The sequence below is a fragment of the Myxococcales bacterium genome, assembly GCA_016703425.1.
Taxonomy (GTDB): Bacteria; Myxococcota_A; Polyangia; order Polyangiales; family Polyangiaceae; genus JADJCA01.
In genome coordinates, this window is record JADJCA010000031.1 from 296,527 (window position 1) to 316,785 (window position 20,259).

General features: G+C 67.8%; 12 protein-coding genes. 8 read left to right on the top strand and 4 right to left on the bottom strand.

What is annotated here, in order from left to right; genetic code table 11:
- The first annotated feature begins 21 nt into the window (after positions 1 to 21).
- Complete coding sequence (locus IPG50_39685; GenBank protein MBK6698263.1) at positions 22 to 2,847, top strand: valine--tRNA ligase; 2,826 nt, start codon at positions 22 to 24, stop codon at positions 2,845 to 2,847.
- A 41-nt stretch (positions 2,848 to 2,888) separates the two neighbouring features.
- On the opposite strand, the gene IPG50_39690 is transcribed toward IPG50_39685, so the two are convergent.
- Complete coding sequence (locus IPG50_39690; protein ID MBK6698264.1) at positions 2,889 to 3,665, bottom strand: hypothetical protein; 777 nt, start codon at positions 3,663 to 3,665, stop codon at positions 2,889 to 2,891.
- A 232-nt stretch (positions 3,666 to 3,897) separates the two neighbouring features.
- Between IPG50_39690 and IPG50_39695 the strand changes: the two genes are divergently transcribed.
- From IPG50_39695 to IPG50_39710, 4 genes are all read left to right on the top strand, one after another.
- Positions 3,898 to 4,170 carry a hypothetical protein gene (locus IPG50_39695; protein MBK6698265.1) on the top strand — a complete coding sequence of 91 codons (273 nt, stop codon included), beginning with the start codon at positions 3,898 to 3,900 and terminating at the stop codon, positions 4,168 to 4,170.
- Positions 4,171 to 4,177: 7 nt separating this feature from the next.
- Positions 4,178 to 5,230 (top strand): prephenate dehydrogenase/arogenate dehydrogenase family protein, encoded by a 1,053-nt coding sequence (locus tag IPG50_39700; GenBank protein ID MBK6698266.1) that lies wholly within the window; start codon positions 4,178 to 4,180, stop codon positions 5,228 to 5,230.
- Between the two features lie 346 nt (positions 5,231 to 5,576).
- A complete protein-coding gene (locus tag IPG50_39705; protein MBK6698267.1) occupies positions 5,577 to 6,953 on the top strand; it encodes an alpha/beta fold hydrolase in 1,377 nt (458 codons plus the stop codon).
- A gap of 343 nt (positions 6,954 to 7,296) precedes the next feature.
- Positions 7,297 to 8,922, top strand: a complete 1,626-nt coding sequence (locus tag IPG50_39710) for a glycosyltransferase family 39 protein (GenBank protein MBK6698268.1) — start codon at positions 7,297 to 7,299, stop codon at positions 8,920 to 8,922.
- 1,679 nt (positions 8,923 to 10,601) lie between these two features.
- Here IPG50_39710 and IPG50_39715 read toward each other — a convergent pair.
- Positions 10,602 to 11,135, bottom strand: a complete 534-nt coding sequence (locus tag IPG50_39715; protein MBK6698269.1) for a fimbiral protein pilA — start codon at positions 11,133 to 11,135, stop codon at positions 10,602 to 10,604.
- Between the two features lie 145 nt (positions 11,136 to 11,280).
- Positions 11,281 to 13,389, bottom strand: coding sequence for a hypothetical protein (locus IPG50_39720; GenBank protein ID MBK6698270.1), 2,109 nt, complete (start codon positions 13,387 to 13,389; stop codon positions 11,281 to 11,283).
- Between the two features lie 54 nt (positions 13,390 to 13,443).
- Between IPG50_39720 and IPG50_39725 the strand changes: the two genes are divergently transcribed.
- A complete protein-coding gene (locus IPG50_39725; GenBank protein ID MBK6698271.1) occupies positions 13,444 to 15,819 on the top strand; it encodes a hypothetical protein in 2,376 nt (791 codons plus the stop codon).
- Between the two features lie 100 nt (positions 15,820 to 15,919).
- A complete protein-coding gene (locus tag IPG50_39730; protein ID MBK6698272.1) occupies positions 15,920 to 17,212 on the top strand; it encodes a hypothetical protein in 1,293 nt (430 codons plus the stop codon).
- 98 nt (positions 17,213 to 17,310) lie between these two features.
- Here the strand turns inward: IPG50_39730 and IPG50_39735 are convergent, their stop codons facing one another.
- The gene (locus IPG50_39735; protein ID MBK6698273.1) at positions 17,311 to 18,180 is read right to left on the bottom strand and encodes an Hsp33 family molecular chaperone HslO; all 870 of its coding nucleotides are present in this window, start codon (positions 18,178 to 18,180) and stop codon (positions 17,311 to 17,313) included.
- A gap of 206 nt (positions 18,181 to 18,386) precedes the next feature.
- On the opposite strand from IPG50_39735, the gene IPG50_39740 reads away from it, so the two are divergent.
- Positions 18,387 to 20,225: an acyl-CoA dehydrogenase gene (locus IPG50_39740; GenBank protein ID MBK6698274.1), complete on the top strand. Its 1,839-nt coding sequence runs from the start codon at positions 18,387 to 18,389 to the stop codon at positions 20,223 to 20,225.
- The last annotated feature ends 34 nt before the right edge of the window (positions 20,226 to 20,259 follow it).

The following is a 20,259-nucleotide window of genomic DNA, read 5'->3' on the forward strand; positions in this document are numbered from 1 at the left end:
CGGCCGTGGTAATTCCGGCGGATGAGCGACGCGCCCCAGAACGACGGTTCCCCCGATCTGACCAAGGCCTACGAGCCGCGCGAGGTCGAAGAGCGCTGGTACGCGTTCTGGGAGAAAGAAGGCGTCTTCGACGCGAGCGACGCCCCCGACGGCCGCCCCGTCTACGTGATCCCGATGCCGCCACCGAACGTGACGGGCTCCTTGCACATGGGCCACGCGCAGCGTTGCACGCTCGAAGACGCGCTCGTCCGCTACCACCGGATGATGGGATATTGCACGCTTTGGCAGCCGGGCATCGATCACGCGGGCATCGCCACGCAGACCGTCGTGGAGCGGCAGCTCGCCCGCGAAGGCAAGACGCGCCACGACCTGGGCCGCGAGGCCTTCACGGAGCGCGTGTGGCAATGGAAGGCCGAGAGCGGCGGGACCATCGCGCGGCAGCAGCGGAAGCTCGGCGCGTCGCCCGACTGGAAGCGCAGCAAGTTCACGATGGACCCGGATATGAATCACGCCGTTCGGGAGGCCTTCGTGCGCCTCTTCGAAGACGGCCTCATGTACCGCGCCACGCGCCTCATCAACTGGTGCCCCGAGTGCCAGACGGCGCTCAGCGACCTCGAGGTGGAGAACGAAGAAGGGGCGCAAGGCGAGCTCTTCCAGTTCGCGTACAAGGTGGAGGGACTCGGCGACGAAGAGATCGTCGTCGCCACGACGCGCCCCGAGACGATGCTCGGAGACACGGCCGTCGCCGTTCACCCCGACGACCCGCGCTACACGCACCTCCACGGCAAGCGCCTCGTGCACCCCTTCCTCGAGCGAACGATCCCCATCGTGACGGACGCCATCTTGGTCGATCCGAAGTTTGGCACCGGCGCCGTCAAGGTGACGCCGGCGCACGACTTCAACGACTTCGCCACCGGCAAGCGGCACAACCTCGAGGAGATCAACATCCTCAACCTCGACGGGACCATGAACGCGGCCTCCGGCACCTTCGCCGGGCTCGATCGCAAGCGCGCCCGCACCGCCGTCAAGAAGGCGCTCGACGAAAAGGGCCTCGCGCGCGGCTCGAAGCCGCACGTCCTCACGCTGCCGCGATGCCAACGCTCTGCCGGCGTCGTCGAGCCGATGATCTCGACGCAGTGGTTTCTCAAGATGGAGGCCATGGCGAAGGCGGCGCAGCGCGCCGTCGATGACGGGCGCACGGAGATCATCCCCGTCGAGTGGAAGAAGACCTACGACCACTTCCTCTCGAACATCCAAGACTGGTGCGTCTCGCGTCAGCTCTGGTGGGGCCATCAGATCCCGGCGTGGCACGGCCCGAACGGCGAGATTCGCGTGGCCCGCGAGCGGCCCGCCGAGTGCTCCGAGGAGGCCGGTTGGAAGCAAGATCCGGACGTCCTCGACACGTGGTTTTCGAGCGCCCTCTGGCCCTTCGCGACGCTCGGCTGGCCTGAGAAGACGCCCTCGCTCGCGAAGTTCTACCCGACCAACGCCAAGCAGAAGAGCGATCTCGAGACGGGCTACGACATCCTCTTCTTCTGGGTCGCCCGCATGATGATGTTCGGGCTCTACTTCACCGGCGAGGTGCCCTTCCGCCGCGTCTTGCTCTCGGGCCTCATCGTCGACGAGACGGGCGACAAGATGAGCAAGGTGAAGGGCAACGTCATCGACCCGCTCGATCTCATCTACGGCGCCGAGTTCACCGAGATCGTCAAGAAGGCCCTGCCGGGGGCGCCCGAGGCGGAGGCGCTCGCGAAATTCAGGAAGGCGTACCCTTCGACGGCGCAGATGGGCAAAGGCTTTCCGGCCTTCGGCGCTGACGCGCTCCGCTACACGCTCGCGACGTTCCCGCCGAGCGCCAAGCGCATCGCGCTCGCGCCCAAACGCATCGAGGGCTACCGGTTCTTCCTCAACAAGGTTTGGAACGCGACGCGCTTCGTCCTCGGCAACTTGGGCGACCTCGCGTCGATCCCCGAGACGCGCCCCGAGCCGAAGAGCCTCTACGGGCGAGCGATCCTGGCCCAACTCGACCACGCGACACGCGTGAGCCACGAGGCCTTCGCGACTTTCCGCATCGACGACGCGGCCAACGAGCTCTATCGCTTCTTCTGGACGGACTTCTGCGACTGGTACGTCGAGCTCACCAAGATGGAGCTCAAGAGCGGGAGCCCCGAACAGCAGGCGGAGACGCGCCACGTGCTGGCGTACGTGCTCGAGGCGTCGCTTCGCCTCATGCACCCGCTCATGCCGTTCGTCACCGAGGAGCTGTGGCAACGGACCCCGAGGCCGCTGTCGCGCCCCAAGTCCATCGCCCTCGCGCCCTACCCCGCGGCCAAAGCTGACGTTGACGAGGCCGCGCTCTCTGAGATGACCCTCGTGCGGAACGTCATCTCCGCGGCGCGCACCGTCCGCAGCGAGCACGAGATTCATCCGGCGGCGCAGCTCGACGTCTCCATTCGCGGGCCCGAAGCGGTACTCACGACGCTGAAGCGTCATGGCGGAGCCATCGCCGCGCTCGTGAAGACGACGGGAGAACGTTTCGAGTCGCCGGACGCGCAGAGGGCTGCTGGCACCGTCGTCGCCGTTATCCCCACAGAGCTTGGGACCGTCGAGGTGCTCGTAAGCCTCAAGGGGCACGTCACCAAGGAGCAGGAGCTCTCGCGCATCGAGCGCGAGCTCAAGCGCATCGACAAAGACATCGCCGCGCTCGCGAAGAAGCTCTCGAGCGCTGGCTTCGTCGACCGGGCACCGGCCGAGGTCGTCGTCGAGGCTCGCGCCCAACTTCGCTCCTTCGAGGAAGCCAAGGAGCGGCTCGTCAGCGCGCGCGCCCTCGCCGACGAGCTTTCTTGACGTCAGCGCCCGTCGGCGCCCGTTGACCCGACGGACGCCGCTCAGAAAAGCTCGGCGACCACGTTGTCGAGGTGAAGCACCACGTCGGTGTCGCCGGAGGCGATGACACCGACGCCGATGATGGGATCCTTTAGCCACGGCGGGTTCGCGAGCGTGTCGGCAAGGGGCGCGCAATACGACTGCGCCAAGAAGCGGAGCAGCACACGCACGCCGTCGCCGGGCGCGTCGCACGCCAAGCCCTTTGCGAGGAAGAGCTCGCTTGTGCCCACCACGAAGTCGAACTCGATGCGGTTTTTGATGAACACCTCCCGATCGACCTCGGCAAGGCTGATGATGGGCAACACGGCGGCGCCGGGGCCGATGGCCCGCTGCTCGAGCGCAAGGCGAACCTTCTCAGACGAAGGCACCTCGTGGAAGACCAGGCTCATGCCGACGGGAAACGCCGAAAGGCCGCTCAGCCCCATGAAGGAGAAGTAGCGGTCCGGCGCACCGCCATCGGCGTCAAAGGCGACACGCTCGACACGGAGCTGCGCCTTGAAGCGAAACCCCTTCCCCGAGGCGCCTCCCGGCAAGAGCCGATGGGAGAAGAGGCCGACGGCCGCCGCCGTGGCGCGGACCGCGTTGGCGTGCGCCACAAGCTCCCGGGTCCCACCGGCGTCGTCGTCGAGGATCGCCATCGCGACGTCCCCGACTTGAAGCGGCTGCGGCACGTCGGCCGGTGCGGCCCACAAGGAGCTTCGCGCGCCGAGTGTGCCTTCTTGAAAGTCGTCGCAGAAGGCGGGCCGCGGGCAGAGGCTCGCGCAGTAGTTGGCCCCCACGATGCAGGCGTCGGACGCGTCGATGGAGGGGCGGCCGCGTCACCGGCATCGGGCGTCACGAGCGGGAGCTCCTCGAGCCCTAGGAGGAGCCGACATGCGCCGAGCCCGAACGCCGCGAGAGCCAGGGCGGAGAGCCCAACCGCCGGCCCCCTGGAAAAAGCGCCCACGAGGGGCGAGTCTACTCCCGTGAGGGATGACAGACCGCCCCCAAATCCGCGAAGATTGCCGGCTCATGGCAAAGAAGAACAAGAAGCCCTCGGCCTTGGCGGCCGCGGCATCCAAGCGTCTCGCGCGTATCGGTGCACCGGACCCCGGTGAGGTGGCCCACGCGATGTTCCACGCAGAACAAAACGGCGAGGTGGAGCGTGTTCCCCTCGAAGACGGAAGCTGGGCGTGGGCCGTGCCCGATCCGCAGGGCGGCCCGACGCGGCTCATGAAGCCGACGCCGGAGATGCTCGTGATGCTCGCGCAGTTCGAGCGCGAAGGGCACCCGCACCAGCACTGACGCGCCCATGAAGCGCGTCGGGATCATCGGGTACGGGCGCTTCGGGCGCGCCTTGGGCGCCCTCGTCTCGAAGCGCCTGCCGGACGCCGACGTTCTCTACTTCGACCCCGATGCGGCCCACACCGACGGCGCCGCGAGGCGCGTCGCGTCGATGGGCGACCTCGCACGGAGTTCGGACGTGGTCGTCGTGGCCACGCCCGTCGAGGTGATGCGGGCTGTCTTCGACGAGCTCGCCGGCGAGCTCGCGCCGCTCGCCACGGCGCCGCTCGTGATGGACGTCGGGAGCGTGAAGCTGCACCCCGCGAAGGCCATGGCGGCGGCTTTTCCCGAGGGCGCCCGCGTCATCGGAACGCACCCGCTCTTCGGCCCCGCGAGCCTCGCCGAGGGAGCGCCGCTCACGACGGTGCTGTGCCCGGCCGACGACGAAGCGGTGACGGCGGCCGCCGAGACGTTCTGGCAAGGGCTCGGGTGCGCCACCCTTCGCGTGACGGCTGAAGAGCATGATCGGGCGATGGCGCGCACCCACGCGCTAGCCTTTTTTTTCGCCAAGGGCCTGCTCGACGCCGGCCTCGCCGACAAGGCGGCCTTCGCGCCGCCGTCGTTCGCGATGCTCGCTCGCAGCGTCGACTCGGTGCGTGCCGACGCGGGCCACCTCTTTCGCACGATCGAGATCGAGAACCCTTTCGCCGCCGAGGCGCGGAGCGCGCTCCTCGCCGCGTTGGCTTCGGCGGACGCGAGCTTGACCTTGGGAGAGTCAAGCGACGTTGGTGCCTCCACCGGTCCGTCGCGGCCCCAACTCACAAGGCTGCGCGAGCGCATCGACGACGTTGACCGTGAGCTGCTACGCCTCCTCGCGCGGCGCGCTGCACTGGCCGAGGAGGTCTCGGTTGCGAAGGCCGCGCTCAACCTGCCAACGCGAGACGCGGCGCGCGAGAACGAGGTCTTTGCCACACGGCGAGCGTGGGCCGAGGCCTTCGGCTTGAACGGCGACGCGGTGACCGACGTCATGACGGCCATCCTGCGTTTCTCAAGGGGGCATCAGGGGTCAGGGCGAGGCTGAGCGATCTTCGCTCCGCGCTCCGACGGGCGACGGTTGGGCCCACGTCACCGTCGACGCGCCAGGGCCTCCGCGGATCGCTGCTGTCGTCTCTGTCAGCGCGGTGACGCGACTTTCGTTAGCGCCGTGACGCGACCCAGCTTGTCCCGCGTCCTCGACGTCACTTCGTAGAACGTCGTTCTGCCCGTGAACGTCGTGCCCGTCCCACCGCTGCGCGGCTTCCGCGTCTTCCGCTCTCTCGCGCTTCCGCGTCGTCTGAGCACATACGGTCGTCACCTCTTCCGCCAAACGATATTGACCCCCATGCGACAGCGAGCGCGCTGGCACTCCCCTTGCTTTGTGCCCCGCGATGATTCGTCCCCTCTGGCTCTCCGTTCCGCTCTCGCTGCTCGCCTGCTCCTCAACCGCGGACAGCGCTGTCTCCGTGTCACCAGCCCCAGAAGCCGCCGCGCCTCGCCTACCGAGCAGCAGCGATACGGACGCGAGCACCACGCCGCCTGACGCGCAACGGGCCACGCTCGTCGAGAGCGGCACGCCATGCGCGCTGACGGGCGTTCACAGCGTGGACGTGCCGGCGGTACACGCTTCGGCTCACGCAACCTTGTTGCGACATCGGTATCGCCTCTTCGCGGCAGCCCAGCCGAGCGGCACGACGGTGGTCGTCGTGCCCGGCGGCCCCGGGGGCCACATCATGGGAAAGTCGCCCGGCGACGACTATGCACTCGGTGCGATCCCGAACGACGCGTTCGACGTGATCTACACCGACGCGCGCGGAAGCGGATGCAACAGTTATCCCGCCCTCGTGGAGGCGCGGGAAGACGTGTACAGCATCGAGGAGGTCGCGCGTGACGTTGCCGCGGTCGTTCGCGCGCAGAAGCTCACCGACTACATCCTTTACGGCGCGTCATTCGGGACGACGGCGGCGACGGTGGCCGCGACCATCCTGGAGCACGACGGTGGGCCTCCGCCGAAAGCCGTCGTGCTCGAAGGCACCATGGGTCGGGCGTTCGACTCGTTCGACAGCTACTTCGCTGCGTTCCAAAACGAATGGACGCGAGTGAAGAGCCTAGTGTCGCCGGCTTGGCGCACGGAGTTCGAGAAGGAGCCGTGGTCACCTGCACTCTATTGGTCGAGAGAGCAGTGGGGCCTGTTCGTTTCGCAACAGCTCATCATCGGCGATATCCCTGGCTCCGGGCACTCGCTGAACTATTGGCTCGCGGGACTCTCCGCCAAGAGCTCTCGGGCCCAGAGCTACGTCGGAAACTTCATGGCCGCCGCGGCGAGCGGCGCCCCTGCTGGCGAGCTGTTTGCGACCATCGCGTGCAGAGAGCTGTGGGGCTCGTGGCGCGTCGCGCGCGAGATTAGAGACGGAAAGCTAGAGGCACCTGGCCCCGACATCTGTGGGGGAGCACCCAAGGCCGCGCCATACGATTCGGCCAAGTACGCGCTGAACGCGACGCTGGTCTACTTCCAAGGGCCTTTCGACCCCACGACGACGATGGCGCAGGCCGAGTATCACTTCGAGAGCCAATCCGCGGCGCGCGCGCGCCACCTCGTGAGGGTGCCAGCGGCGGCTCACGCGCCGCTCACGCTCGGTCTGAAGGGACGCGGCTGCGCCAAAGCCCTGTGGAGCGCGCTCGACAAGGCACCGCAGTCGCTCGCGCAGCTCTTGGCGACATGCACGCAGGGCGGTGCTGCCCCCGCAAGCGTCACGTCGTCCCCCTGAGCCCCAACATCAGGTGTTCGCGTCGGTCTCGCCGAGACCGAGCTCTCTGAAGAACTCACCGACCGAGCCGGCGAGGATCTCGTCCAGGCGGGACTCGGCTCCACCAACGCCGCGGTTGAGCGCCACATCACGAACTGCTCGGGAAGGCGACACGTCTCCAAGGCCTCGAACCGCTTCCTTCTCGCGACGCTGGAGTCGCGACGGCAGAGGTTGCGGCCTGCCCGCCTTCCCGCCCCTTGGCGGGGCTTCTTGCGGGGGCCGAAGCTTGCTATGACGCGGGTTCCGGCCCCTCCCCTATTTCTTCCCCGCCGTCGCCCTTAGCCAAACCGCGCGTGCCTTTGCCATGACCGACCGAAACGACTCCCCCCCCAGCGAACCTAGCGACAAGCCCGCAGCCGACGTCGCGAAGGACCCGTCCGCGAGCGAGGCAAAGCCGGCGCCGGCAGACAGCGGCGCCGAGGGCGCTCCGTCGGCCGACGCCGCGAACACCGACGCCCAGAGCGCCGCCGTCGCGCGAGTCTCCGAGGAGAGCGCCCCGGGCGATGCCGACGCGGCGCCGGCCGGTGTCGATTCGATGGCCACAACGGAGGCCGGCCTTGCGGCGCCGGCGGCCACCGACGAGAAGAAGAAGGGCACGCCGCGAGGCAATCCTCTGCGCCGCGGACGCGGGGGTGTCACCGCCGCTATCGGCGCCGTGCTCGCGTTCCTGTTCATGGCGCACGACGGGCAGCTGCGCTTTGGCGTCCCGCTGGGCATCGTGTGCTGCGCCATCGCCGCCTTCGGCTTGATGGACCTCTTGGGCACCTTCGACGACGGAGACGAGCACGTCGACGCGTCGACGACGCTGGGGGCGCTCGCATGGCCGCTGGCGCAGCTCGTGGCCGCCTTCGTGCTCTATGCCGCCACGATCGTCGGCGCTCAGAGCGGCCTGTGGAACCAGTGGGGCTGGGGCATCCTCGTGACGGCGAGCTTCCTCGGCTTCGTCGCGAGCGTCTTCGACCTCGGCGTGAAGCTCGGCCCGTGGGCCAAGGACGAAGACGGCCTTGAGCGCCCGCTCTTTCGCCGCCACGGCTTCTGGGTCCTCGCCATTGGCGCGACGCTCTACCTCCCGGCCCTCGGCGTCTTCTCGCTCTGGGATCCGTGGGAGACACACTACGGCGAGGTCGCTCGTGAAATCCTCGCGCGCAACGACTGGATTTCGCTCTGGTGGGCGCAAGACGGCTGGTTCTGGTCGAAGCCCATCCTGAATTTCTGGATCCAAGCCGTCGCCATGGCGACCTTCGGGACGCACTTCCAGCCGGATCGCATGCTGGCCGGTTACGCCGGCGGCCTCGGCCACCCCGAGTGGGTCGTTCGAACGCCGAACGTGCTCCTGACGCTCCTCGCAATGTACCTCCTCTACAAGGGCGTCGCGAAGGTGTTCGGACGGCGCGCGGGCCTCATCGGTGGGCTCGTGCTCGCCACGGTGCCCGATTGGTTCTTCTTGGCTCACCAGACGATGGCCGACATGCCGTTCGTCGCGCCCATGACGAGCGCCATGGGCCTCATGCTCTTGGGCCTGCACACCGACGAGGCGCGGCGCGTCCGCGTCTACGAGGTCAAGGCCGGCAAGTCGGTGTTCCGCTTCTCCGGCTGGCACGTCGTCTTCGGCGTGATCCTCGTCGTGGCGTTGCCCCAGATTCTGTACCTCCTCTCGCGCAACCTCGAGCTCGTGCTGAGCGGCGACGGCGCGCGGGGGTTTCGGCCCCACTGGGATGAGTTCAAGAGCGGCTCGGGCATGGGCAACTGCGGCCTGCCTGGCAACGAGGCGCAACGCGGCGAGACCCGCGAGCTTGCCAAAGGGCCTCCCCGCCAACGTCGACACGCTCGGCCTCGCGCTGCAGCGCTACTTCTTGGCCTTCGAGCCTTCGCTCCAGGGCATCGTGTGGAGCGTCTTGCTCGGCACGTTGCTCTACCTCAACTGGGGTGAACGCCGCGCGCAGCGCCTCTACTACTTGGCCGCGTGGTTCTTCGCAGCCCTCGCGACCATGGGCAAAGGGCCCGCCGGCTTCGCGCTGCCGATCCTCTGCGCGCTCACCTACATCGCGACGAAGCGCCGTTGGTCCGAGCTCACACGCCTCGAGCTGGTGAGCGGACTGATCGTCATCCTCATCGTGGCCATGCCTTGGTACGTGGCGATGTACGTCAGGCACGGCTCGCCGTTCACCGACCGTTTGATCTTCCACGACATGTGGAACCGAGCCTTCTCGCACGTCCACGACACCAACGAGGGCGACGACACGAGCCTCCGCTACTACGCGTGGCAGCTCGGCTACGCGCTCTTCCCATGGACAGGCCTCGCGCCTTTGGGGCTCGGCTATTGGCTACGCCGCTCCGACACATCCGACCGCGGGCGCGGCGACGTCTCGGTCTTCCTCTTCATGTGGTTCCTCTTCTCCTTCACGCTCTTTTCGCTGATGGGCACGAAGTTCCACCACTACATCTTCCCGGCGGTGCCGCCGGCGGCCATGCTGCTCGGCGTCACGTTCGACAACATGCTCGGCAAGATCGAACGGCCCAAGGCCGGCTGGCCGGCGGTCCTCTCGGCGGCCGCAGGCGTCGCACTCCTCGGCGTCGTGGGCATGACCATGGCGCGAGGCGGACACGTTTGGGGTGGGCCCGTCGCGGGTCTCCACGTGGCGCTGCTCGTCACATCGGTCCTGCTCATCGCGGGCTACTTCGTGATCCCGTCGCTACCGCTGCCAGGCCTCGCGTCCGCCGGCGTTGTTGCGGCGGCGCCCGCGACTGCGACCGCGACAGCCACGGAAGGAGCGCTCGTTAGCGTTCCCGAGCTCGCGAGCGGCTCTGCGGTGACGCTGCAGCGCTCTCTCGGCGGGAGCGAATCGGTTCGCGGCGAAGAAGAGCTGGTGGAGGAGCCCGTCACGGAGGTCGAACGTCGACGGGTGCACGAGACGCTGCTCCTCGGCGCGGCGGGCATCGGCGCCGCCTTCGTCATCGCGCTCATCGGCCGTGATCTGACCATGAAGGTCGCCGATGGCGTGGACCAACCGGGGGCGATCCGCCTCCTCCAACTCTTCACGTACAACTACCGTCGGCCGTGGCCCGACGACATCGACTTTGGCGCGGTGATCGGCTCGTTCGCCATCGCGGCGTCGGTCCTCATCCTGCTCGCGGCGCTCCTCCCGAAGCTCCGCGCGTGGGCCTTGCTCGGCTTCGCCGCCCTCGCCTTCTTGTGGGCCGCGTGGGGCGTTGACGTCTACATGGGCCGCCTGGGCCAACACTGGGGCCAACACGAGATCATCGAGGCGTACTACCAGAGTCGCAAGGGCACCGATGAGCAGCTCGTCGCCTACCAAATGAACTGGAAGGGCGAGAACTTCTACACGGGGAACAAGATCCCTGCCTTCGTCTCGTCGGGCGCAAACTTCACGACGTGGCTCAAGGCCCAACGGGACAAGGGCCAGAAGGTCATGTTCTTCGTCACGGAGCACTCGCGCGTGGCCGGCCTCAAGAACGAAGTCGGTGGCAAGGGTCTCCGCGAGGTGACCGACAAGAAGGTGTGCAACAAGTTCGTGCTCGTGCGCATCGAGCTCTGAGCATGGCGACGGCGACCCCCGGCGAGGCGGCGCTCCGCGGCTCGCCTCGCCTTCACTCTTCGGGGTCGGTCTCGCTGAACGAGGGCGCGACGTTGAGCGTCCCGTTCTGCACCTTGCCGGCGATGCTGAAGGTCGACAGCGTGCCGTCGCCGTTGAGGTCGCCGTTCGCCGTAGCCTCGAACGTATCGGCGCCGGTGGCGCGCGCCGACGCGACGTACGTGTACATGTAGTACTGGGGCTGCTCGATGGCGAAGCGGAGGCAGGCAAAGCCTTTGTTCGCGTTCGCGTCGAGGCCCCAGTCCTTGTTGGGGGAGCTGTCAGCTTGGTAACGCTTGCCGCGCACCCCGTCGGCGGTTGCGGGTACCGACGCCGTTGCGGAGTCGCAAACAGCCGCGACGTAGCCGGTCGACGCTCCCTGCGTCACGACCGCACCGGCCATCAGCTCCTTTTGGTAGGCGGTCACGGCGTCCTTTGAGATCTGACCTAGCGAGTTGCGCGCCTCGGCGGTCTTCGCGTTCGCCAGGTAACGCCGCACGCCGTAGACGGCCAAGACGGCGAGCACGCCAACGATGGCCACAACGATCATGAGCTCGATCAGCGTGAAGCCACGGCGACGTGGTTGGCGTGTTTGAACGGGGGTCACCACAAGGCCTCCTGCGGGGCTCGCACTCAGAACCCCGCAGTCGATCGGTAGCGAATTCACCGACAAGAGCAAACTTTACGCCAGTGCCTCACCGCACAGTCCCGGGCCTTAGCTCGGGCACCGCGACCTTGGCTTCGGCGAGCCACGCCAGCTCCGAGATCGACGTGTTGAACCACCACGAGAGCTTTCGCATCGGCACAACGCCGTCGACGGGCCAGCCGATCTTCTGCGCATCCAGCACAGCGTCGGCCCCGGCGCCGGCTGCCGCGGCCTTCGCCAACACGTCGGGAGCCACGCGGTCCGGATCCCGGCCGGGCCGTCGGGCCCGCGCGAGCGTCTCTTTGGCGCAAAACGCCAGCTCGTGATGGAGCGCCAGGATGGACTCGCCTTCTGTGGCGAAGCGCGAGAGGTCGACGCGGTACGCGGCCGAGGCGGGCACCGGAGGCTTGTCGTATTGCCCCGAGCGACGCAGCGCCAAGAGCGCCGCCGCCGTCACCGCCGTCGCGTCGGGGCAATGCTCGACATCGCTCCACTCGCCGCTGGGCTTGCGACGCCCCTCCTTCGTGATGCCGTAGCCGTAGAGCGGCGCGAGGAGCCGCGGCTCGTCATCCATCACGAACGGGCGGCTCGGCGACAGGAAGGCGTCGCCCAAGGGATTGTCTTTGAAGTACATCGTCCCTGCGTCGCGCATCGACCGCGCGAGTCGCACGAAGACCTCGTCGACGCGCGCGTCGCCGGTGACTTCGCGGTAGCGCATGAGCGGGTCGACCACGAGCTCGGCCATCCAGCTCGAACACCAAGGTTCGTCGGCGTTGCCCTCAGCTTGTTGGAGCGCGTTGTGAACGAAGCAACTCTGCGGCGGAAACTCCGTCTTCGTAATGGCCCGGAGCTCCGCCGCGTCGGTCGTCGTGATGTGCTTCAGCGCCGTCGCAACGAGGGCGCGCGCGCTCTCGAGGAAGCGACGCTCGCCGGTGAGCATGAATCCGTAGACCTGCCCTTCGAGCGACGCCGCGAGGAGCCGCTCGGTCCACAGCTTGTCGACGCCGCGCGTCGTGCCGTTGCGGTAAGGGACCACGAACAGCGGGTCGTCGTGCCACATGTCAGCGATGGCGCGCACCGCTTCGTAGGCGACCTCGTCGCCGGTCAGCGCGAAATACGCGTAGAGGCCTCGCGCGTGCGAATACTTAGTGTCGCGGTCCTTCTTCCCTTCGAAGATCCCTCGGCGCTCGCCGGCGAGCGCCACGTTGCGCGCGTAGTTGGCGCAGCTCAAGAGCGCGTGCTCAAAGTGACGCGCCTCGCCTCCGTCGGCGTACGCCAGGAGGTATGACGCGCAGCGGTCGTAGAGCCACGCCTCCGTGCCCAGCTCGAAGCCCTTCTCATGGATCGGGTAACCGGTGTGGGCCATCGCGCCGTCGGCGAACCGTCCGAAGGCCTCGGACAGAAACGCCATGCCCGAAAGACCGCGCGCAGCAAGGTCGCTCCGGGGCAGGAGATCGCCGAGGATGCGAGTCGCGGCGACATAGCCCGGCGGAAACGTCACAACGACGGGCGGAAGGACGGCGTCGAACAACGGGACGGCCTTCGCCTGCACGGGCGTCGCGCGCGCCGCCGCGCCGGCGCCCGCAACGGTCCAGCGAGCCGTCTTCACGACGAAGGATGCGGGCCGCGCGGTCTTTGAGAACGCGTAACTCGACGGCGATGACGCACCTCCGTCTCCGCCGAAGCGCACGTCGACGCGCAGCGGCAACGTTTGACCCGCGGGCAACTCGACGAGCACAGACCGAAGACCGGTGCGTTCGCCGGAGGTCGAGTGTTCGAAGACGAGCGGTCGCGTCTTGACGCCGAGGAGCCGCTTGCCCGAGACCCACACGGAGAGGCCGTCGGCCGTGCGGAGCGCACCTTTGGGAACGGGCAGCGCGAACGCCACCGCCGCCGAAGGCGCGCCGCCACGGAACTCCAAGAGCAAGGACACGCCTTTCGTGTCGTCACGCGCCGGCGCGGGCGGGCCGACCGGCATCGCGGGAGCCGCGGGGCCCGGCGGCGGCGCTACCGGGGCGACGGCGCTCACGCCGGCCAAGGGAGCGCGAAGCTCCGGCGGCGTCCAATCGGCGCGAGGACACGCCATGAGGGCGGGGAGCAGCGCGCACGCCGCCGCCCGCATCACCGTAGGGCCCTCTTCCATCACTCTCCGACCCATCAACGTTTCATAGCTCATCTCGCGGAGGACCCGAAGGCGTGCTCTCATCGGCGCGTGCGCCGCCTCGCTGTACCTCTCCTCGTTGCACTCTTGCCAGCACTCGCCCTGCCAGCGCTCGCGGGCTGCGGGCGCATCAAGTCCGTCGCCAAGCGAGTCCTCCGCGGCGACGACAGCGACAAGTCTAGCGCGGCGCCTCCGGTCATGAGCGGCCCCGCGGCGGCCACGCCCATCGGGCCTCACCCTCGCATCCTGCTCGAGCCAAAGACCCTCGAAACGTTGCGCGCTCGCGTGGCGGCCGCCGCGCCCACGTGGAAGGCGCTCGACGCCAAGTGCGCATCCCGAATGAACGGCCCCGTCGAATACCCCGACGGCTCCGACTACCCCACGCCGGGCATCGGAGAAGGCTATCAAGGCGAGGAGTACTGGCAGGCGATGCATGACATCGCCCTGTGCAGCGCCGTTCTCCGAACCATCGACGCGGCGCGCGCCAAGGCCCTCGCCGCGCGCGGGGCCGATCTTCTTTCGAAGATGAGCGAGACGAGCGGCCCCCACGCCGTGAACCCGCTGCGCGACGACGGCTTCGGCATTCGCTTCTTCGCGACGGCGATGGCCATCGGCTACGACTGGCTCTACGAGGAACTCTCACCGGAGCTGCGCGCGAAGGTCCGCGCGGCCCTCGCCATGTGGCTCGACACCTACGACGCGAAGGGCTTCGCGCGGGAGCATCCGCAAGGGAACTACTTCGCCGGGTATTACGCGGCGAAGGCCTACGCGGCGCTGGCGACGCAAGACGATGACCCGAAGGCGCTCACGTGGTTCGCCGACTGGCACGAGCGCATGCACCTCAAGATGGTGGTGCCCTACTACAGCAAGCACCTGGTCGGGGGCGGCTGGCCCGAGGGATGGAACTACGGCGCCCTCGCCACACTGAACATGACGTGGCCCGCTTGGGCCACGCAGACGGCGAAGGGCCGCGATCTCTTTCGAAACCCGGTTGCCCCCTTTGCGTTCCCTTTCGACCAGTCGATCCACCTTCTGCACTTCGCGTGGCCCGATCGCATCCACGTCGACGACCGCGGCACCAACTACGAAGGCGACGCCGCCGACGCCACAGCGCCGCTCTGGACCTTGACGGTGCTCCCCGAGCTCTTGCGCCGCCAAGGCGATCCCTTCGCAGCGACGCTGCAGCGCTACGCGAGAGAGATCCGCGATCGACGCGAGAAGAAGGCGCCCCCTTGGATGGACTTTCTGTTTTGGGATGCGGCTGCGCCGGAGGCCGACTTCACGAAGCTCCCGCTCTCGTACGTCGCCTGGGGCATGAACACCGTCGCGCTCCGCAGCGCGTGGGACGAAAGCGCGACTTGGGCGAGCTTCACCGCCGGGCCCCACGTCGCGAACGCCGAAGCGGGCCACATGCAATTCGACCAGGGCAGCCTCGCCGTCGTTCGCGGCGGTCGCCCGGTGCTCGTCAACGCTGCAACGGCCGTACGACGCCGCGAAGCGGGCCAGCCGTCGCTTCATTCATCGGGCGGCAACGATCCCGTCTACGAAGAGCTCTTCGGCGATCACGACAAGGACAAGAAGAAGGGCAACCGAACCGTCTTCAACATTCTCTACGCGCGCATGAAGCCAGGCGCCGGCAGCGCCGAGCCCGATGAGCGCTACGGTCAAATCGCCGCCATGCCGCCCAAGCCTAAGACGAAGCTCGCCCGCTTCGAGGAGAAGGACGCTTGGGTCTTCCTCCGCGGCGAGCACCTGGAGGACATGTACCGGCGCGGCAAGCGGGGCGAGGCGCGCGTGGCGGCATGGTCTCGCGAAGTCCTCTACGTTCGGCCGTCCTTGTTCTTTATCGACGACAAGAGCGAGGTCGGTGAAGGTGATCTCGAGCAGTGGCTTGCGTTTCACTTGGCCGCGCCGGCCGCGGCGCGCGCCGGAGAGCCCGGCACCTTCGACGCGGGCCCCGCCGACCGCTTCGCGGGCACGCTCGCCGTCGTGAAGCCCGCCGGGGCGACGTTCCGTACCGTCGACCTCTACGATCGAAAGCGGGTGACTCGCGTCGAAGCGCGCCCGTCAAACGCCGAGCGCGCGCAGCGTTGGCTCACGGTGCTCGACGCCTCGGGGACGGGCCCGGGAGCGGCGAAGATCCAGCCGCTCGACGGCGGTGTTCACGGAGCGACGGCCGAGGTGGGTGACCAATCGACGACCTTCGTAGCGGCGCCTCATGCGTCCCGAGCGACCTACAGGGCCAAGACCGGCACGCATTACGTGAGCAATCTCGCGCCCAAACAGGACTTCAAGATCGCGGCGACTTTGTCCGGCGACGCGGTCTCCGTGGTCGTCGAGCCGGGCGGCTCCGCCAAGAGCAGCGATGCGGGCGTCCTCGCGTTCCGTGTTGGGCGCGATGGACAGGTCACGGCAGGGGCGAAATAGACGCCCGGCCTTGGGGCCGTTGGGCGTTGAAAAGCGCAGGCGTTCGGCGATAAGGTGCGCGCGCGCGCCCGCACGATCTCGGCGCGAGGAGACGACGACCATGCTTCGAACCACGCTTCGTGTGCTTTCCTGGCCTGCAACGCTCGCGTTGCTTGCATCCCCTGTTGCCTGCGGCGCTCTGAAGAACGTCCCCGGCGCCGATGCGATCCCCGGCGGGGCCGCCAGCTGCCCCGACACGTCGAGCGCCGAGGCCATCGCCAAGTACGACTTCGTGGGCGGCTTCAAGCTCAGCGCGGAGAACGCCACGAAGCTCAAGGTCGGCCTCCAGTCGGCCATCGAGATCAAGGCCTTCGCCGACAAGGTCGACGCCGATCTGAAGGTCGCCTGCGGCGGCCTCGCCAAGGACCTCGGCGCCACGGGCGAGTTCAAGACGGCTGAGGAGGCCTGCAAGGCCGCCGGCAAAGCCATGGGCGACGTCAAGGCGAAGCTCGGTGGCAAGGCCAGCATCACCCTCGACGTGAAGCCGCCCGTCTGCTCGGCGTCGATGAACGCCATGGCCGACTGCGCCGGCAAGTGCGACGCGAACATCAAGCCCGGCTCGGCCAAGGTCGAGTGCGAGCCCGGCAAGCTCTCCGGCTCCTGCGACGCGAAGTGCGAAGGCAGCTGCGACATGAAGGCCGCCGCCAAGTGCGACGGCTCCTGCTCCGGCTCCTGCGACGCCCAGATGAAGGGCTCCTGCAGCGGCAAGTGCAACGGCAAGTGCGACGGCAAGGACTCGAAGGGTGCAAGCTGCACGGGTACCTGCGACGGCAAGTGCGAAGGCGGCTCCATCCAGGGCGAGTGCAAGGGCTCCTGCGGCGGAAGCTGCAAACTCAACGCGTCGGCCAAGTGCGAAGGCACCTGCACCGGCAAGTGCTCCGCCGAGTTCAAGGAGCCCAAGTGCACCGGCGAGGTCAAGCCGCCGGAGATGAGCGCCGATTGCAAGGCCAAGTGCAACGTCGACGTGCAGGCGAAGGCCGAGTGCACGCCGGCGATGGTCGCGCTCCGCATCAGCGGCGCGGCCGACGCGAAGGTCGCCGAGCAGTTCAAGGTCTCTGTCGAGAAGCACCTCCCGGCGATCCTCAAGGTCGCCATCGGCATCGGCGAAAACGGCGCGAAGATGGCCGGCCAAGTCGGTGAGCTCGTCGGCGCCGTCGAAGGCAGCGTCAAGGGCATGGTCTCCGGCGGCGGCGCCTCCGGCGCGATGCTCGGCGGCAAGCTCGCGGCGTGCGTCGCGGCTCCCTTCAAGGGCGCCATCGACGCCTCGGCGAACCTCAAGGCGAACATCAACGTGTCCGTCGACGTGAAGGCGAGCGCGTCCGGGTCCGCTTCCGCGGGCGGCAAGACCGGCTGAGCGCGAGCGCCTTGCGTGACGAGGAGGCAGTCCCCGCGGGGGCTGCCTTCTCGCTTTTTGTGCGAGCGCGACGCGCCGCCCCTTGAGAGACCTCGCGCTCAGCTCGTCGCGAGCAAGCCCTTCAAGCGCGCCGGCTCGACGCGGTACTCCTTGCGGCAGTAGTCGCACATCATCTCGAGCACCTCGCCGCGCGAGTAGAGCTCCTGGATGTCAGCCTTCGAGAGCGACGCGAGGCTCGCAAGGATTCGCTCGTCGGAGCAGTTGCAGCCGAAGCGAACGCTCGAATCGCCGACCGGCGAGAACGGCATGCCGTAGAGGATCTCGCTGGCGAGGTGGACCGGGTCGCCCTCGCCCTTCTGGAGGAGCTCCGCCACGCGCTCGAAATCGCGAAGCCGCTCGGTCATGACCATGAGCGGGCCGCGCCCCACTTCGGGGAGCAGCTGGACGATGTAGCCGCCAGCCTCGACGAGCTGGTCTTTGGCGAAGACGGCGCCAACCGAGATCATCGAGACGACTTGCTCGCTCGTCTGCATGTACGTCATGAGGGCGCCGGAGATGTCTCCGGACGACGGGACCTCCACGACGCCTTGGAGAAGACCGCCGTTGTGAACGGAGCGAGCGACCTGCAAGAGCGCCTTTGCCGTCGGGAACGTTCCGTCTTCCGACGCCCGCAGGAGACCCCGCGTGGAGCCGTCGGGATGAGCGTCGGCGACCATGCTGCACTTGTGATCCGTCGACTGCATGATCACCTGGACGCGAAGGTCCGGCGACATGGTCTCGCGCATCAGGATGGCGCCCGTCAGGAGGTCTGCGAAGGCAGGCCCTGCGCGCCCCGCCTTCTGCGCCTCGATGGCCGCCCGCACGGTGTCGGTCGTTCGCGCAGTGACGACGCGAAACGCGCCGTCATCGGTCATGGCCCGGTAGACCCGATCCTCGCGCGGTGCCTGGCTGAGGGCTGCCACCTTCATCCCGTCCCCGGAGCCTAGCAGGCTCCTCGCGACCTCGTCCGTTCGACTCATGTGCGCCGCCCCCCTACTCGGGGGAACGCCGGCAGTTTTGCGCCTTTGAGACGGCTTTGGGGGTTCCCCAATGGCACCCGGATCCTTAGACTGAGGCCCGACTGAATGGCCATTCAGTCACCAAGGAGTGCGCCGTGACCAAGCCCGTCCCCACCATCAATCGTTACAAGGCGGATATCCGGGAGTTCAACTTCCTCGCCTTCGAGCAGTTCAACCTCGCAGCGGTGCTCGGCAACGCGCCCTTCGAAGCTTGGGCCGAGGACACGGTGCGGACGTCCTTCGACGAGTGCTACCGCTGGGTGAAAGAGGTGACCGGCCCGCTGAACGCCATCGGCGACGCGGAAGGAACGCGCCTCGACGACAAGGGCGGCGTCGTCACCCCGCACGGCTTCAAAGATGCTTGGAAGAAGCTCTACGAGTCCGGCTGGCGACAGATCGGAACCAACCCCGAGTATGGCGGTGCCGGCGCGCCGCACACCGTTCAGGTCCTCGTCGAGGAGCTCCTCAGCGGCTCCAACGCGGCCTTCAACATGTACCCAGGCCTCGCGCGCGGAGCCGCCGAGGTCATCGAGTCGTTCGGTACGCCGGAGCAGAAGGCGCTCTACTGCCCGCGCATGTACAACGGCGAGTGGGGCGGCACGATGTGCCTCACCGAGCCCCACGCCGGCAGCGACGTCGGCGCCGCGAGCACCAAGGCTAAGCGCAACGACGACGGAAGCTACGCCATCAGCGGGACGAAGATCTTCATCTCCGGCGGCGATCACGACATGGCGAGCAACGTCGTCCACCTGGTGCTGGCTCGCGTCGACGGCGCGCCGCCCGGCACCAAGGGTCTCACGCTCTTCATTGTCCCAAAGCTTCGCCCCAACGCCGACGGCACCTTGGCCGAGTCCAACGACGTGGCCGTGGCGGCGCTCGAGCACAAGATGGGCATCAACGGCTCGTCGACCTGCGTCCTCAATTTTGGCGACAACGGCAAGTGCATCGGCTGGCCCGTCGGCGGCGAGCAGAAGCTCAACCAGGGCATGCCGCAGATGTTCCGCATGATGAACGGCGCGCGCATCGCCGTCGGCATTCAAGGAGTCTCGGTCGCCTCGGCGGCCTACCTCAACGCCCTCGAATACGCGAAGGACCGCAAGCAGGGGGCCGCCATCACGCACTGGAAGGACGCCACCGCGCCGCGCGTGTCGATCCTTCAGCACGTCGACGTGCGGCGCATGCTGCTCGACATGAAGGCTCGCGTCGAAGGCATCCGAGCGCTCGCCGTCAAGCTCGCGTGGCACATCGACATGAACGCGGTGCTCAAGGGCAAAGACGAGACGAAGGCCGCGTACCACCAGGGCCAGGTCGACCTCCTCGTTCCGCTCGTGAAGGCCTACGGCTCGGACCAAGCCTTCCGCGTCTGCGAGACGGCGATTCAGACCTACGGCGGCGCCGGCTACACGAGGGACTACCCCGTCGAGCAATATTGCCGCGACTCGAAGATCTTCTCGATCTACGAGGGCACCAATCACATCCAAGCCATGGACCTCGTGGGCCGCAAGCTCCCGCAGGCTGGCGGCGCCAACCTTCAGGCGTTCCTCGGCGACATCGCCGCCTTCGTGGGCAAGCACAGTGACCACCCGTCGCTCGGCGCGGGCGTGAAGCAGCTCGCGGCGGCGCAAGAGGCGCTCGCCGGCTCCTCGATGAAGCTTCTCATGTGGTTCCAGTCGGGCCAGATGGAGATGGTTCCGCTCTACGCGAACCGCTTCCTCGAGATGATGAGCGAGACGTGCGTCGCGTGGCTCCTCCTCGAAGGCGCAGTCATCGCGGAAGAGGCCAAGAAGAAGCTCGCCAAGGAGCACGTCGACTTCGCGTTCTACACGGGCAAGACCCACGCGGCGCTCTACTACGCGCGCAGCGTCCTTCCCGGCGTCGAGATGCGCGCGAAGCAGATGGCCGTTGAGGACAAGAGCCCCATCGATATCCCCGACGACGCCTTCGCAACGGTCTGAAGCCCCGACGGCGGCCGCCGCGAGGAGAAAAAAA

Excerpts from the sequence above, each read along its gene's own strand:
- IPG50_39685 (MBK6698263.1), top strand. The coding sequence starts at position 22 with ATGAGCGACGCGCCCCAGAACGACGGTTCCCCCGATCTGACCAAGGCC.
- IPG50_39695 (MBK6698265.1), top strand. The coding sequence starts at position 3,898 with ATGGCAAAGAAGAACAAGAAGCCCTCGGCCTTGGCGGCCGCGGCATCC.
- IPG50_39710 (MBK6698268.1), top strand. The coding sequence starts at position 7,297 with ATGACCGACCGAAACGACTCCCCCCCCAGCGAACCTAGCGACAAGCCC.
- IPG50_39715 (MBK6698269.1), bottom strand. The coding sequence starts at position 11,135 with ATGATCGTTGTGGCCATCGTTGGCGTGCTCGCCGTCTTGGCCGTCTAC.
- IPG50_39730 (MBK6698272.1), top strand. The coding sequence starts at position 15,920 with ATGCTTCGAACCACGCTTCGTGTGCTTTCCTGGCCTGCAACGCTCGCG.
- IPG50_39700 (MBK6698266.1), top strand. The coding sequence starts at position 4,178 with ATGAAGCGCGTCGGGATCATCGGGTACGGGCGCTTCGGGCGCGCCTTG.
- IPG50_39720 (MBK6698270.1), bottom strand. The coding sequence starts at position 13,389 with ATGGGTCGGAGAGTGATGGAAGAGGGCCCTACGGTGATGCGGGCGGCG.
- IPG50_39735 (MBK6698273.1), bottom strand. The coding sequence starts at position 18,180 with ATGAAGGTGGCAGCCCTCAGCCAGGCACCGCGCGAGGATCGGGTCTAC.
- IPG50_39705 (MBK6698267.1), top strand. The coding sequence starts at position 5,577 with ATGATTCGTCCCCTCTGGCTCTCCGTTCCGCTCTCGCTGCTCGCCTGC.